Annotated in this window: 10 protein-coding genes and 1 pseudogene; 6 read left to right on the top strand and 5 right to left on the bottom strand. The window is 43.6% G+C overall.

Going from position 1 to position 16,592, the window contains the following annotated elements; translation table 11 throughout:
- Positions 1-226: pseudogene (locus tag BLV62_RS28700) on the top strand (hypothetical protein); the annotation flags it as partial.
- A 94-nt stretch (positions 227-320) separates the two neighbouring features.
- On the opposite strand, the gene gyrB reads toward BLV62_RS28700, so the two are convergent.
- Both gyrB and BLV62_RS27375 read right to left on the bottom strand, forming a co-directional pair.
- A complete protein-coding gene (gene gyrB / locus BLV62_RS27370; RefSeq protein ID WP_089766202.1) occupies positions 321-2,303 on the bottom strand; it encodes a DNA topoisomerase (ATP-hydrolyzing) subunit B in 1,983 nt (660 codons plus the stop codon).
- Between the two features lie 112 nt (positions 2,304-2,415).
- Positions 2,416-4,095: an AsmA family protein gene (locus BLV62_RS27375; RefSeq protein ID WP_089766204.1), complete on the bottom strand. Its 1,680-nt coding sequence runs from the start codon at positions 4,093-4,095 to the stop codon at positions 2,416-2,418.
- A gap of 171 nt (positions 4,096-4,266) precedes the next feature.
- Here BLV62_RS27375 and BLV62_RS27380 point away from each other — a divergent pair, with 171 nt between their 5' ends.
- Positions 4,267-5,187, top strand: coding sequence for a helix-turn-helix domain-containing protein (locus tag BLV62_RS27380; RefSeq protein WP_139170422.1), 921 nt, complete (start codon positions 4,267-4,269; stop codon positions 5,185-5,187).
- Positions 5,188-5,557: 370 nt separating this feature from the next.
- Here the strand turns inward: BLV62_RS27380 and BLV62_RS27385 are convergent, their stop codons facing one another.
- The gene (locus BLV62_RS27385; RefSeq protein WP_089766207.1) at positions 5,558-6,022 is read right to left on the bottom strand and encodes a PepSY-like domain-containing protein; all 465 of its coding nucleotides are present in this window, start codon (positions 6,020-6,022) and stop codon (positions 5,558-5,560) included.
- Positions 6,023-6,275: 253 nt separating this feature from the next.
- Between BLV62_RS27385 and ileS the strand changes: the two genes are divergently transcribed.
- Together ileS and BLV62_RS28705 are read left to right on the top strand one after the other, a co-directional pair.
- On the top strand, positions 6,276-9,602 hold the full coding sequence (ileS, locus tag BLV62_RS27390) for an isoleucine--tRNA ligase (RefSeq protein ID WP_089766209.1): 3,327 nt from the start codon (positions 6,276-6,278) through the stop codon (positions 9,600-9,602).
- 6 nt (positions 9,603-9,608) lie between these two features.
- Positions 9,609-10,649, top strand: coding sequence for a TraR/DksA family transcriptional regulator (locus BLV62_RS28705; protein ID WP_211118002.1), 1,041 nt, complete (start codon positions 9,609-9,611; stop codon positions 10,647-10,649).
- A 90-nt stretch (positions 10,650-10,739) separates the two neighbouring features.
- Here BLV62_RS28705 and BLV62_RS27410 read toward each other — a convergent pair whose 3' ends face one another.
- Together BLV62_RS27410 and BLV62_RS27415 are read right to left on the bottom strand one after the other, a co-directional pair.
- Entirely contained in the window at positions 10,740-12,275 is a 1,536-nt protein-coding gene (locus BLV62_RS27410) for a glycosyltransferase (RefSeq protein WP_089766210.1), read from the bottom strand.
- Between the two features lie 105 nt (positions 12,276-12,380).
- Positions 12,381-14,213: an ABC transporter ATP-binding protein gene (locus BLV62_RS27415; RefSeq protein WP_089766212.1), complete on the bottom strand. Its 1,833-nt coding sequence runs from the start codon at positions 14,211-14,213 to the stop codon at positions 12,381-12,383.
- Positions 14,214-14,394: 181 nt separating this feature from the next.
- On the opposite strand from BLV62_RS27415, the gene rbfA reads away from it, so the two are divergent.
- Together rbfA and BLV62_RS27425 are read left to right on the top strand one after the other, a co-directional pair.
- Positions 14,395-14,778, top strand: a complete 384-nt coding sequence (gene rbfA, locus BLV62_RS27420) for a 30S ribosome-binding factor RbfA (protein WP_089766213.1) — start codon at positions 14,395-14,397, stop codon at positions 14,776-14,778.
- A 14-nt stretch (positions 14,779-14,792) separates the two neighbouring features.
- Positions 14,793-16,016 carry an FtsX-like permease family protein gene (locus tag BLV62_RS27425; RefSeq protein WP_089766215.1) on the top strand — a complete coding sequence of 408 codons (1,224 nt, stop codon included), beginning with the start codon at positions 14,793-14,795 and terminating at the stop codon, positions 16,014-16,016.
- Positions 16,017-16,592: the final 576 nt, after the last annotated feature.

The raw sequence follows: 16,592 nt of genomic DNA on the forward strand, positions 1-16,592 counted from the left end.
GAAGCAATGGAAAACCATCCGTAACCGGTACCGTAATCTTATAAAACTTGGCTTATCAAAGTATTACGCAAGGATGTGGAGCAAAACGAGTATAGGTTACAGCCGTGCGGCTCGTAGTCCGATACTATGCAGAACCCTCACCAACGCATACTTTAGGAAAGAAGGCTATGTCGGATTTTACGAACGCTATTATCTGAAAACAGAAAGTCAGATTAAATTATTCTAACAAACCGCCGTATACCAGACCGGTACGTACGGTGGTGTGAGAGGACAGTGAGGGAAATAATCCCTCACTTCCTACTCGATTAACATTTAACAAATTAAGCGTCGATCTTCGCATATTTAGCATGCGATTCGATGAAGGCCCTGCGTGGAGGAACTTCATCTCCCATCAGCATACTGAATACACGGTCAGCTTCTGCAGCGCTTTCCAGGGCAACCTGTTTCAGCGTACGTTTTTCAGGATCCATGGTAGTTTCCCAAAGCTGTTCAGCATTCATCTCTCCCAAACCTTTATAACGCTGTACGGTAACGCTGTCTTCCTTCCCGCCAGCAGCCAGTTTAACAGTAGCTGCTTTTCTTTCTTCCTCTGTCCAGGCATAGATCTGCTCTTTACCTTTTTTTACCAGGTACAGTGGCGGTTGTGCGATATAAACGTATCCCTGTTCTACCAGCGCTTTCATATAACGGAACACAAAAGTGAGGATAAGGGTAGCAATGTGGCTACCATCCACATCGGCATCCGTCATGATGATCAGTTTATGATAACGAAGTTTGGAAAGGTTAAGGGCTTTATCATCTTCTTCTGTACCGATGGTCACTCCCAGCGCGGTGAAGATGTTCTTGATCTCATTGTCTTCGTAGATCTTGTGTTCCATGGCTTTTTCCACGTTCAGGATCTTACCCCTTAACGGAAGGATAGCCTGGAAGTTACGGTTACGGCCTTGTTTGGCTGTACCGCCCGCGGAGTCACCCTCTACAAGGAACAATTCGCATTTTTCAGGATCATTATCAGAGCAATCGGCCAGTTTACCGGGCAAACCGCTACCAGTCATTACGCTCTTGCGTTGTACCAGCTGACGTGCTTTACGCGCGGCTTCACGCGCCTGGGCTGCCAGTACAACTTTATTGATAACTATTTTAGCTTCTTTCGGGTTTTCTTCCAGGTAAGCATCCAGTACGGCGGCCACGGAGCTATCCACAACCCCCATTACATCGGAGTTACCGAGTTTGGTTTTGGTCTGTCCTTCGAACTGCGGTTCAGGGACTTTTACGCTGATAATAGCGCTCAGACCTTCACGGAAGTCATCTCCTGTTACTTCAACCTTAGATTTCTCAAACAGTTTATTCTTATCGCCATATGATTTGAATACACGGGTAATTGCCCTGCGGAAGCCGGCAACGTGCGTACCACCTTCAATGGTGTTGATATTGTTTACATAAGAGAAGATGTTTTCACTGAAGGCATCATTATATACCAGCGCCACTTCTACTGCAACGTTGGATGCAACGTCGTGCGCCTCCACATAGATAGGAGTTGGCAGTAAAGGATTACGTCGGCCGCTCTTATCCAGCATCTGGATAAATTCTTTGATACCGCCTTCGCTGTAGAAGGTTTCAGAGAAGAAGTTGCCGTCGTCGTCTTTTTCTCTTTCATCGATCAGGGTGATATTGATCTTACGGTTCAGGTAAGAAAGCTCTCTCAAACGGCTGGCGAGGATTTCCCTGTTATAGGTAGTTTCTTTGAAGATCTCTCCGTCCGGTTTGAAGTGAGTAGTAGTTCCTGTTTTACCACTGTCGCCGATCTCGCGTACAGCGTACTGAGGAATACCGCGGTGATACTCCTGTTCAAATATTTTGCCTTCTCTTTCTACGGTTACATGCAACCGGGTACTTAAAGCGTTCACGCAGCTTACCCCTACCCCGTGCAAACCACCGGATACCTTATATGTATTCTTGTCGAATTTACCTCCAGCGTGCAGTACGGTCATTACCACTTCCAGCGCAGAACGGCCTTCTTTGGGGATAATGCCGGTAGGGATACCCCGACCATCGTCTTTTACACGGATTGAGTTATCCTCCAGGATGGTTACTTCAATATTTTTACAATAACCGGCCAGGGCTTCGTCAATAGAGTTATCTACTACCTCATAAACAAGATGGTGTAACCCCTTGATTCCAATGTCGCCAATGTACATGGCGGGGCGCTTACGCACTGCTTCCAGACCTTCCAATATTTGTATACTCCCTGCGTCATATCCATTGCTGCTGGGGCTAGGTGCTTGCACTAATTCTTCGCTCATATGTTGGGTAAAATCTTTTAGAAATAAAATCGGTAGACGATCATGCAAAAATACGAAAAATAAGCCTTATTTCCTCAAAAGAATGTGTGTTTTTAGGAGGTATGGATAGGGCCTATAAACCCCCTGCGCCTACAATGTCTTTCACCCCGTCAAATAAAGTTTTCCACACAAGGTTGAAAAACGACTTTTTAATATCCCTGGTATGGGTAACGTTGGCAGTACGGACGTTTTCTCCCGGAAGCGGGTTAGAATCTTTGATAACCATTACATTAGCAAGGAAACTTATCAACCCCTTGCGCTTGTATTCTCCATGGTCTTTATCCTGTTTTAACACGGAAATTTTAAGGTTCTGGTATAACAACTTCACATAACCGCTGGCTTTTCTCTCATCTCCATTAATAGAAAAGTCCAATTCCTGGAGATTGCAGGATTTGATCTCTACTTTTCCCAGTGGTTTGGTAACTACATTCAGGTCTTTCCCATTCATGCTGTTCAGCCTCCCGGTTACCGTGAACCTGGCTGTTTTATCCTTCATCAGGAAATCAAATTTCGCCATTAATTTCCCGCTTTGCATAAAAATTGCGTCTAACCTGGCGACCAGGTGATTGTTCTTGGCAATAAGTGAATCAATATTCGTCAGGTTGGTGAATACGCCATGTACATTCCTGAAATGAATAACTCCTGTATGTTGCGTTTCAGGGTTCTTTTCCGAATACTGGATATCTACGTTATTTCCCACCAGCGTATCTATCATGATGGGTATCTTAACTTTCTCCAGCAGCTGTTGGGGAGAGTTGCCCAGTTTGTCGCCCGGCGGCAGGGGTAATGACCTGTCCCTGTATATATTCAGCTTCCCGCTCTGGATTTGCAGTTTGCTGGCCCAGATCTGCTGTTCCTGCAATAGAAGCATAGGGTTAAGATCCTGGATACTGATGTTGTTGAAAGCAACATCGAACAGGTCTTTCTGCGTTCCGTTCACCTTCTGGAACTGGTCCCTGGCATACCTGGGTTGTACCTGGAAATGACCTACATGGAAAGTTCGTTCCGCCGCATCGTACCTGATGCCCTTGACCAGGATATTATAGAGACTATCCTTGGTGCGTTGGGCATAATCTTTCATTGCTATTTCGTAATTCTTCGCGTAAAGGAAGCGGGTTGGATCTTTCAGGGCAACAGAATCGATCAGCAGGTTGTTGATCCTTACATTTAGGTTGTCGAACTGGTGAATGACGCGGGAAGAATCTTTCTTGACAAATACATATTTAACTGCCGTACTGTCTAAAACCAGCCGCCCGATATAAATGGAGCCGATGGTATTGGATATCTGTTCATACGCTGTTTTGGGGGCGGAGGTATCAACCGTGGTGAGGTTCTGCTCATATTCCAGTTTGGGGCCGGTAACAACCAGTTCCCCGGCGCTGAGTTTCTTGCCCATAAAGTATTTCCAGAGCTTAAAGTAACGCAGCTCCAGTTTCTCCACTTCAATATTATAAACGTTTTGAGGCGCTTTATTACGGGCTTTCAACCGTTTGAAAACCAGGGTATCGGGGAGCATATGCACCTTTTCTACGGTAACGCTGCCCGAAAGTACGTCGAGGCGCAGATCCCTGAACTGAACGATATACAGGCTATCGGAGATCTTGGCTACATAGCCGGGAAGTTCTTTCTTCAAAAGGGCGTTCCAGTGCCTGTTAAGGAACCAGCCTAAGAGCAAAACGCCTGCTACCAGGATAGAAAATACGACCAGGAAGGTTTTAATGAATTTTGCGGTATTGAACTGTTTGTTTGCCATCAGGTTTTGCTAAACGAAATCTATACCAACTAAGTTCTTAATAAAGGAAGAAAAATGATAATATGAGACAGCGGTGTTTGTAATGTCAATGTCAAAAGATCAACGCATAAAAAATGAATCACTAAATTTGTGTCACCGATAACAATTAGGACTGATTAAAATAAGACACAAGTGAAAGATTTACAGGATTTATTAGCCATGGCGATTCCGCAGCCTGCAATGAGCCATCAGTTGCAGCTGGCGGAGGAGAGCAGTATTTCTGTGCCTGATTGTTTGGATTTTACACTACAGCGTTTCACATATGAATCTGCCCTTCCTGTGGAAGATGTGGCAATGGTGGTATATCAACCCGCCAAAAGAGGACAGGCAGCGGCTATAGAGCTGCGTTACTGTGTAGCAGGCAGCAAGTACTGTAAAAATCCTGAGTGTACCGATCAGCTCTGTGCAGGCAAAAAAGAACAGTGTAGCGATAAAGTCCCATCTGTAGACCTGATCACTGTTCGTTTCCAGCCAACCTTTATACAAGCCTTGCAAAAGGGCGCTACTTCTTATTCAATTTTCGATAATCAATCCCGCAAACCATTCGTAAAAAGCATCCAGCCATGTACAAAATCCAAATCTGTACTGGAAACAATGGTGCACAACGATTATGAGGGAGTGTTGAAGAACATCTTCCTGCAAAGCCGGGCTTTGGATCTCTTGTTATATAGCTCAGATCAATTCGTGAAAAATGATATTGACGAGCGTTATGGATGTAGATTCCTTACCCAGATGGAGGATAGGGGAAAGATTGAGAAAGCGAGAGATATTTTACTGGAGCAGTTGGATGCGCCAATTACGATCAGGGACCTGGCCCGCAGGGTAGCGATGAACGAATGCTATCTGAAGAAAGGGTTCAAAGCTATGTATGGCACTACCATCTATGATTATTTCCAGAAGGAAAGGATGGAAAAGGCGAAAGGGTTGCTTTATGAAAAGGGAATGTCTGTTTCTGAAGTAGCTATGTTGATGGGATATTCCTGCATTTCGCATTTTTCTACTGCCTTCAAGAAGCATACAGGCCTGAAACCCTGTGAGTTATTACTTCGCTAGTCGATTTTTCCTTTTTTGATCATTACTTTTCCCGAATTGAAAAGCGGATAAATAAAAGCCGTCGTTTCTTTGTATCACGATAGGCAGATATCTATTTGCGTTTCCAATAAGCTTCCTTATCAGATTTGACCATGGGATTGAAGCTGTTCGACGACGAGAAAAACATTGTACATATCAAACACCATCAAAAAAGTCGAATTGTCGAAAAAGTTATCAATCTGATTTTTATAAAGCCGCTTGCCTTTGCAAGTGGCTTTTTTCTTAGTATGGTATCCTGACGGAGTTTGGGAGATGGTTAAAATGAAAAACCCCGCCCAAAAGAGCAGGGTCTGTCCTATTTATCCCTATACCTATGAAATACTTTGTTGTGTTATTCAGTAATGGTTCCTGCTTCGTTCAACAACACAGATTTTTCTGTTCCATTATCCTGAATATTTATTTTGTAGTATGCAGCTACATCTGATCTCTCAATTTTCCAGCCATCTTTTATGGTGGCATCCGGATATTTTGATTTCAGTGTGTTTGTCACTGATTCCGGTAAGGTTTGAGCATCATATGCGCTTCTGGTGGCAATCCATTTGCCATCTGCATCATACTCTGCAGAAGTGGTTATATTATCTTTCTGGAAATTTGCGGTCCAATGTCCAGCACTGGTCTTTGTCCACTTAGCCACTGATGTACCTGCAAAATTCTGATCAAAAGAACTTTTAACTGCTTCCGGTGCTTGCACCGTTTTAGTAACAGCTTTTGTTTTCTTAACTGATTTTTTTTGCTGAGCAAAAGTTATGCCGGAAGTGACTAGAACCGCACAAAATATTAACGTCAACTTTTTCATATTCGATATGGTTTTTCCGTTGGGTTAAGATTAATAACAGGTTTTTCTAATCTTCCTTCGCAAATAAACTAAAACAATGCCAAAAACGCAAAACAAGTACGCTTTATTGCAAATTAGTGAAAAAACTATAAAAAATCTTTAAAAACCCTCGTTTTTGAAAAAGTTGACCCTTTCTGAGCCGGCGTATTTTCTTAACTTTGCACAATTTTAGTCAAATATCATTAAATAACATCAAAGGGCGGGGATTTGTTTTATGTCCAGCAAGTATCAGGAATATAACCAGTTGAATTTACCTCAGATAGAGCAAGAAATGCTGCAACACTGGGAGCAGTACCAGGCTTTTGAAAAAAGCGTGGAAGTACGGGAAGGAGCCACTCCTTTCGTGTTTTATGAAGGACCCCCAAGCGCCAACGGTTTGCCTGGCATTCACCACGTCATTTCCCGCACCCTTAAAGACCTGGTTTGCCGCTATAAAACAATGCAGGGCTTCCAGGTGAAACGTAAAGGCGGCTGGGATACCCACGGATTGCCGGTTGAACTGGGCGTTGAAAAGATGTTGGGTATTACGAAAGAAGACATCGGAACTAAAATTTCCATTGCCGAATACAATGAAACCTGCCGTAAAGAAGTATTAAAATATAAGGACAAGTGGGATGACTTAACCCGTAAAATGGGTTACTGGGTTGACCTCCAGGATCCTTATATCACTTTCGATAATAAATATATCGAATCACTCTGGTGGTGTTTACAAACTTTATATAAAAAAGGGCTGCTTTATAAATCTGTCAGCATCCAGCCTTATTCCCCTGCTGCCGGTACCGGTTTGAGCTCCCACGAATTAAACCAGCCCGGCACCTACAAGGATGTAAAGGATACCACCGTTGTTGCCATGTTCAAGGCAAAAAAAGCAGAGAATTCACAATTCCTGTTTGATGCAGCCGGTAACGACGAAGTGTTCTTTCTGGCGTGGACGACCACCCCATGGACCCTGCCTTCTAACCTGGGTCTGACCGTTGGGGCGAATATTGAATATGTGCTGGTAAAAACATTTAACCAATATACTCACCTGCCTGTCAATGTGATAATGGCTAAAGTATTGTTAGGTAAATACTTTAAGCCGGAAGGTGAAAATGCTGACTTTGACGCCTATAAAGAAGGCGAAAAGGTTATTCCGTGGACTATCCTGGCCAGTTTTAAAGGAAAAGACCTGGAAAACATCCGCTACGAACAATTATTACCATATACACAACCTGAAGAAGGAGATCCTTTCAGGGTTGTAATCGGCGATTTCGTAACAACTGAAGACGGTACCGGTATCGTTCATACCGCACCAGCCTTCGGAGCCGACGATAACCGCGTAGGTAAAAAATATAACCTGGGTATCCTTACCCTGGTAGATAAAGAAGGTAAATTCACTGATAATGTAGGTGAATTCTCCGGCAGGTATGTTAAGAATTACAAGGATGACCCGGATTACAAAGATGTAGATGTGGACATCGCAGTAAAGCTGAAAAAAGAGAACCGTGCTTTTAAAGTTGAAAAGTACGAGCACTCTTATCCGCATTGCTGGCGTACAGACAAACCGGTATTATACTATCCGCTGGATGCATGGTTTATTAAAACCACTGCAATGAAAGACAGGATGGTAGAACTGAATAAAACCATTAACTGGAAACCTGCCTTTACCGGAACCGGTCGTTTTGGTAACTGGCTGGAAAATATGGTTGACTGGAACCTAAGCCGCAGCCGCTTCTGGGGTACTCCATTGCCTATCTGGCGGACAGAAGATGGAACAGAGGAGAAATGTATAGGCGGTATTGAGGAATTAAATGCTGAAATACGCAAAGCGAACGAGGTATTAGGCGGAGACGTAAATAAATCTTTCCTGCACGATGGCATCCTCGATCTGCACAAGCCGTATGTAGATGAGATCGTACTGGTAAGCGAATCCGGCAAGCCAATGCGCAGGGAACCAGACCTGATAGATGTATGGTTTGATAGCGGAGCGATGCCTTATGCACAATGGCATTATCCGTTCGAGAATAAAGAGGCTTTAGATAAAGGAGAAGCTTTTCCTGCCGACTTTATCGCCGAAGGAGTGGATCAGACCCGTGGCTGGTTTTACACTTTACATGCCCTCGGAGTAATGCTGTTCGATAGCGTTGCTTATAAAACAGTGGTTTCCAATGGCTTAGTATTGGATGCGAAAGGGCAGAAAATGAGTAAACGACTGGGTAACGTTGTTAATCCATTCGAAACCATTGCTCAATTCGGCGCCGATGCAACCCGCTGGTATCTCATCACCAACGCATCCCCATGGGACAGCTTAAAATTCGATATTAAAGGTATAGGAGAAGCCCAGCGTAAACTGTTTGGCACCCTGTACAACACATATAACTTCTTTGCGATGTACGCCAACCTGGACAACTTCACGTTCAAGGAAGCGTATATCCCACTGGAAGAACGCCCGGAAATTGACCGTTGGATCATATCTGTATTAAATACCCTGGTTAAAGATGTGACCAGCTATTATGATGATTATGAACCAACCCAGGCGGGTAGAGCAATTGAAAGATTTGTAGACGAGCAGTTGAGTAACTGGTATGTGAGGTTGTGCCGCCGCCGGTTCTGGAAAGGAGATTATGAACATGATAAGATTAGCGCTTACCAGACCCTGTACGAATGTTTGGAGAAAATTACACAGCTGATGGCCCCGGTTTCCCCATTCTTTACAGATTGGTTATTTAACAACCTGAATAAAGTTACAGGAAGGGTACAGGCTGATTCTATCCACCACACAGACTTTCCGGTGGTTAACGAGGCCGCAATCGATGCAGACCTGGAAGAAAGAATGCAGCTGGCGCAGGATATTTCATCCTTGGTATTATCCTTGCGTAAAAAGGTCAATATTAAGGTACGGCAGCCTCTGCAGAAGATTTTGATCCCGGTTGCAAACGCTAAAATGCAGGAACAGATAGAAAAAGTGGCAGATCTGATAAAAAGTGAAGTGAATGTCAAAGGGATTGATTATCTTACGGAAACGGAAGGTTTCATCAAGAAAAAAATCAAACCTAATTTCAAATCGCTTGGTCAGAAAATGGGTGCGAAGATGAAATCAGTAGCAGCCGCTATCAACGCCTTTACAGAGGCCGATATTGCTACTATTGAACGTGAAGGGCACTTTACCCTGCAAATAGACGGAGAGCAGCTAGAAATCCAATTATCTGATGTTGAGATCATTTCTGAGGACATCCCGGGATGGACAGTAGCTAATAAAGGTGCTTTAACGGTAGCACTGGATATTACTATTACACCACAACTCCAGGACGAAGGAAATGCCAGGGAATTAGTGAACAGGATTCAAAAGATTCGTAAGGACAGTGATTTTGCATTGACTGACAGAATTGATGTAACCATACAAAGTCCGGAAGCCCTTAGATCAGCCATTGTGAGCTATAATGACTATATTTGCACGGAAATTTTGGCAGATAGCTTGGAATTAGTGGCACAGTTACATGATGGTACTGAAATAGAGGTGAACGACCTTAAATTCAATGTATTAGTAAACAAAAAAAGCTAATCCCCCATGGCAACAAAAAAGAAAGTTGCTAGTAAAACGACTCAAAAGGCAGCTCCGGCTAAAAAAACTGTAGCCAAGGCTCCGGCTGCTAAACCAGCTGCCAAAAATGCACCGGCAAAAAAAGCAACGCCCGCGCCGAAAGCGGCTGCAAAAAAAGCAGCAGCTCCCGCTAAACCAGCAAAAAAAGCGAGCGTAGCCAAACCTGTTGCAAAACCAGCTGCAAAAGCTAAAACGGTAAAGCCTGCTGCTAAAAAAGTTGCTTCCGCAACAAAAACAGTAGACAAAAAGACGACTGCCAAAACCCAAACATCCGTCAAGAAAGTTGCTGTACCTGCAAAATCGACCGTTAATGAACCTGCTGTAAAGCAGAAAGTGGTTACGAATAGTGTTTCCGCTGAGAAAAAACCATTTATTTCTAAGTCAGAAGAAAAAGAACTTAAAACGATGGCAGTAAAGAAAGCAGATCCTAAGGTAGAAGTTGCTAAGGAAAAGGAATCCTCTAAAAAGGCAGCTGACAAGCCTGTTAAGGCTGAAAAATCAGTAAAGGCGGAAAAATCCGAAAAACCCGAAAAAACTGAAAAACCAGAAAAAAAGGGTGGAAAATCTACTTTGGTAACTTATCAACCTGAGTTTACCAAGTCAGTACTGGACCAACCCGCCGCTCCAAGCGGTCCTGTATTCAGATATAGCGATGCTGACCTGCAAGAATTTAAAGAGCTTATCCAAAAGAAACTGGAAGCAGCTAAAAAAGAATTAATCTACTTGCAAGGCCTCATCACCCGCAAAGATGAAGCAGGTACTGATGATACTGAAAATAAATACATGAGCATGGAAGATGGTAGCGGTTCTCAGGAAAGAGAACAACTGAACCAGATGGCCAGCCGTCAGATTCAGTTTATCGACCACCTGGAAAAAGCTATGGTACGTATCGAAAACAAAACCTATGGCATTTGCCGCGTAACCGGTAAACTCATAGATAAGGCACGTCTCAGAGCTGTTCCTCATGCTACATTAAGCATAGAAGCTAAACTGGCTAAAAGCAAATAATTCCCGCCAGGCCAAAACCAGGCAGGAAACAAAACATATAAAAAAGGAGCGAAGTCGATCTTCGCTCCTTTTTTATTCCAGGTCATATGCTTATGCTACCTTATTCACGGTTTTGCACTTTTCTTCTATCCCGCCATTCTTCTTCTTCAACTGCCTGTATGCAAAGTATAATAAACTTGCTCCCGCCAGGCTTACCAGGCTCCCTACTCCTATCCGCTTCGCCTGCCGTTTACTGATCGCCGGTAGTTTAATAGGCCTGCGGCTTGCCGGCGCTATTTCCAATAACAGGTGTAACGATAACCCATATATGATTTTGTCGGCAACCTTTTCTACAGCACCATTACAAGGTTGTGGACAAAATGCTACGCCAATACCAGCCTTTGTAAGCAGCTCCTGGTCTTTCTCCGGGTTGCCCACATAAATAATATTCTGCGGATGAATACCATACTGGCGTTGAATATAAGAGAAGATATTGCTCTTGCAGTATTGATTACCTTTCATGAAATAATGCGCCGCAGAAAATTCGCCGGTTGCCACACTGTGAACCATATGCAGTTCATTCGCAAATACGAAGTCCATTCCCAGCTTATTTTTAATATGTCGGGCAATAGTATCATAACCATCTGTGATCAGGCCACAGGCATACCCACGTTTCTTTAACTCCCTTACGATCTCGCGGATGCCCGAAACCAAGGGAATACTATCAGCGATCTCCAGCAACTCAGCAATATTCCTCCCTTCCAGCAGCTGCGCCGCATATTGCAGTTTTGTAGCCTGGTCGCTGTCGGAACTCATGATCTGCTCAATACTTTCTTCTTCATCAAATGCGATAGCCGCCCATTCGAGATAATCGCCGCGGAATATTACCTGGTCAAGATTGAATATCACCATCTTCTGCAACTTATCTATAGACTCCAGGATCGAATACTCCATCTGCTCCCTGATCACGTTGATATTGCCCAGTGTTTCCAGGTTTTCCTGCGGGATATTTTCAGCTTTCTTCAGGATGGTCCTGGATACTTCTCTCGACATTTTGCTCAACTGCTCCCAGGTTTGCATAGCGTTTTCAACTTTGCCGATATTGGCTTCCACGATGCGGGCGCCTGCCTGGTGCATATCTATCAGCAATCCGATATCTACCCCATAATCATTTTCGAAATGAATATTGGAGAGAAAGGATTTACGCGCAGCGATCATACCGCTTAATGGTTGCTGGAAATGCGACAGCTCCGGGTAGAGGATACTCAACAGTGGCTTGGCCACCAGTTGGGTGACCCTGCCTGCCTGTCGTTCAAAATAGGATTTGACGAAATCTGCTTCGCCTTTTTCGATAGGATCTGTAAGGAGTTCTACGATATTGTCGGGATAGGTGAGAATATCCCCATCCACATAAGCTACAATGTCATATTTCGCAGCCATCATACCTTCGCGCATGGATATACCTTTTCCTCTCTGGCTGCTGGTGATCACTCGCACCTGCTCTTTCATCGCTTCTTCTACAGTGTTATCGGTAGAATTATCATCTACTACAATGATCTCTATTTTGCGGGATGTCTTTTTAACGGTCTTTATAACCTGGCGTATGGTAGCACCTTCGTTTAATACGGGAATAACGATTGAAATCATAGAGGTTCGTTATGTTAAAAGGTTAGAAAATAGTGCTGCAAAGAGCGCCTGTTGGCAATTTACAGTTGCGCAACCATCAAAAACCGTACCCCTATATGACTGAAACTATTTGAATTCCTGCATCTCCACCAGTTTGTAATATAAGCCACGGCGCTGCATCAGCTGTTCATGCGTACCTCTTTCTATTATTTCTCCTTTATCCATTACCACAATTTCATTAGCATGTTGTATGGTGCTCAGCCTATGTGCAATCACAATGGTGGTGCGGTGTTGCATAAGTTTATCGAGTGCTGCCTGCACTAATTTTTCCGCTTCTGCATCGAGTGCAGATGTAGCTTCATCTAAAATTAATATTGGAGGATTTTTGTAAATAGCTCTAGCAATGGTGAGCCGCTGACGCTGGCCCCCGCTGAGTTTGGAACCTCTGTCGCCAATTACGGTGTTATACCCGTTTTCCAGTTGTTCAATGAATTCATGCGCATTCGCGATCTTCGCTGCTGCTACAATATCGTCCATCTTCGCATCCGGCTGGCCAAATGCAATGTTGTTGATAACCGTATCATTGAATAATATCGCTTCCTGCGATACAATTCCTATCAGGCTTCGCAGATCCTGCAATTTCAGATCTTTCACATCCGTTCCATCTATCCTGACCGCTCCTTCATTGGTATCATAGAATCTTGGCAGCAGATCGGCCATAGTAGATTTGCCGGCGCCGCTTCTGCCTATCAGCGCAATCATCTGACCCTTCCTGATCTCCAGGTTCACATGACGAAGTACATCCTGTTGTTCGTAATGGAACGACACATTATCGTACACGATACTGTCGTTGAACGTCTGTATTGCTTTTGCATCCTGTTTTTCCTGTATGGCATCATCTGCGTCAAGTATCTGGAAAATACGGGCGCTCGATACCATTCCTTTCTGCATGGTAGTAATAGCAGACGAGATGTTTTTTGCCGGCTGCATGATCTGGCTGTAGAACACGAGGTAAGTAATGAAGGTAGCGCCGGTCAACAGGTCACTGCCCTCAAGTACGAGCGTACCTCCCACTATCACGATCACTACGATGATGCATACGCCTATGATCTCTGAAATAGGTGACGCTAATTCACGTTGGTTGTAGATCCGTTTGCTGATGCTGACAAATTGATGATCTACATCAGCAAATTTTTTCTTCATAAATCTCTCTGCGGTGAATGACTGGATAATGCGGATACCGCTCAGTGTTTCATCTGTCACGCTTAATATCTTACCCAGCAAAGCCTGGCTGGACCAGCTTTTCTGTTTTAGTTTTTTTGAGATATAAGATAAGATGCCGCCAGAGATGGGAAAGAATATGATTGTAAATAAGGTTAGTTTAACGGAGAGATAGAACAGGGCAATAAAGTACCCGATGATTATGAACGGATCGCGGGTAAATACCTGTATGGCGCTTACAACATTGTTCTCTATTTCCTGTACATCGTTGGTCATAGTGGAGAGCAGGTCGCCTTTCTGTTGCTTGCTGTAGTAGCTGAGCGATTGCTGGTTGAATTTTTCGTATAGCCGTGTGCGGAGTCTCGACATCATCGTGAGTTTTAACCGTACCATTACTCTTGCGCTCATGTACCTTCCCAGGTTGGCCAGTGTTATACATACTACGATCACGACGCAAACGAAATACAGCGCGCTTTTCAGCGAACCGCTTGTTTGAATGAAATCGTAGAAGTAATAATTGAACAGGTCTACAAAGTATTGGATAGAAAAAGAGAAGGCAGGATGTATTACAGCCTGGGGCGTTGCATCCACTTGCTGGAATATTACGTTCAGCAGCGGGATCAGCATAGCAAAATTAACCATTCCAAACACGATGCCTATGATGGTATAGATGATGTATTCCGGTAAATAATGGTGAAGGGGAGTGGCAAATTTCAATAAGCGCTTAAATATATTCATGCCGGATGCTTTTAGCTGTTTTTTCAGGAAACTTGAACAAAAATAGGATAATTACTATAGGAAGGGTATAATTGACGCTATTCTTTGCCGGAAATGGTTATTTTCGCAACTGACGGGGTACGGAAACAGCGAACTGGCGAGTGAAACCCTGTCGTTTTGATCACGATTAAATTAGAAAGCGATGCAGGAAACTAAAAGGCAAAAACAAATAGGACAACTGGTGCAGGAAGAACTGAGTGGTATATTCCAGAGAATTGGGTTGAATGTAGTTGATGGAGGAATGATATCAATTGCAGCAGTAAAGATGACTCCCGACCTCCTGGAAGCCAAAGTTTACCTGAGCATGTTTAAAATACCATCTCCCCAGGAAATGTTGGACCATATCAGGAAGGAGCGGATGGGTGAAATAAAGAAACACCTGGGAATTGGGTTGGGCAAGCATTTACGCAGGATCCCCGAATTGAATTTCTTCCTGGATGATACACTTGACTATGTTTTCAAAATGGAAGAGTTGTTTAAAAAGATCAAAGAAGACGATGCCAATATCAAAGGCGAGAATAAATAACTAACGCATCATTCATGATCTGGCAATTCGCTTCCCGCTATTTCAGAGCTAAAAAATCTACCAATGCCATTAACATTATAGCATGGGTTAGTGTGGTGGCTATTGCGGTGGGCACAGGCGCCTTGATTATTATTCTCAGTGTTTTTAATGGATTTGAGGGATTGGTGAAATCCCTTTATTCTTCTTTTTACCCGCCCGTTAAGATCATACCCGTAAGCGGTAAAATGATCGTATTAACCCCTGAACAGCTTAGCAAGATCAGTTCGGTACCCGGAGTGGCCCACTATTCAGAAGTAGTGGAAGAAAAGGCTGTTTTGAGGTATGGCGATGAGCCTACTATTGCTGTATTAAAAGGCGTAGATAAAAATTACAACGAAGTTACTGATGTTAAGAGCAACGTGGTAAGAGGGCGGTTCGACACGGGCGACTCCGTAGCTTACAGGGCCGTTTTAGGACTGGAGCTGGAAGGCGCCCTGGAAGTGGACGTAGTGCACAGCCTGGCGCCTATAACGGTTTACCTGCCAAGGAGGAATGTAACAACCATTGTGACGCCTGAAGATGCATTGAATAACGGCGTGCTGTACCCGGTTGGCACCTTTGCCATACAACAGGAATTCAACAGTAAATATGTAATCACCAATATTGACTTTATGAGGCAATTATTGGAGCTGGATACCTCTACTATGTCGGCTTTGGAAATAAGCCTGGCTCCGGGGGCCAGCGACACCAAGGTGCGCTCGCAATTACAACAGATATTGGGTGATAAATATGAAGTTCAGACCAGATTTGAACAAAATCAGTCATTGTATTCCATTATGCAGGTAGAGAAGTGGGCGGTTTACATCATCCTCAGCTTCATCATGATCATAGCAGCCTTTAATATGATAGGCTCGTTGTACATGTTGGTAATTGAGAAAGAAAAGGACATTACTATCCTGAAAGCGATGGGCGCCCGGCAGTCGCTGATCCAGCGGATCTTCCTTGCTGAAGGGTTGATAATTGCGGGAATAGGTACAGCGATAGGTTTTTTTGTGGGTATATCTTTTTGTTTGTTGCAACAGCAATTTGGCTGGATCAAATTACAGGGCGATTCTTTTGTAGTAGATGCCTACCCTGTAAGCATGCACCTGGGTGATTTCTTACTGGTCTTCATAACGATCATGGTTATAGGAATTGCGGCCAGCTGGTACCCGGCCCGGCGCGCCGCGAAAGAAACGATGTCACTGAAATCAACGTAGTTTCACGCAAAGGGTTTCACGCAAAGGCGCAAAGAAAGCAAAGAGGCGTAAGGTTTTTTTAAGAAAAATAAGGAAGCAAAGAAATTATTGTTTGATCGAAGCGGATTTTAAGGAAAGCAAAGGGAGCGGAAATTATGCTATATAACATAATCTTCGCTCCCTTTGCTTTTCTTATTTCGCTTAAAAATTCCTTTGCTTTCTTATTTTTCTTAAAAAAACCTTACGCCTCTTTGCTTTCTTTGCGCCTCCTATGTTTGTACAGGTATTAAAGACTGTTGTCAAAGCTTATAAAGTACTAGTTTTGAACTAAATAAAATAAAAAGGTGAGAGTACATTATGCGCTAAGCAACCTTTGAGGTATGCACTCGCAAAGAAATCACCTCACCTTTTTTGCAATCTCTTAGAGTCTGAACAGAATGTAAGGCACTACCTATATAGTAGCAGCCAGAATATCCAACAGGAGAGAAGTCGATGAGGGATTCTATTTTATTAAAATTCAATTAGCTATGAACAACCAGGTAATCAAACAGGCTATTGGTATCGATGTAGCCCAAAAAGAATTAGTAGTAACTATCG

The organism is Chitinophaga terrae (ex Kim and Jung 2007), assembly GCF_900107795.1.
GTDB lineage: Bacteria > Bacteroidota > Bacteroidia > Chitinophagales > Chitinophagaceae > Chitinophaga > Chitinophaga terrae.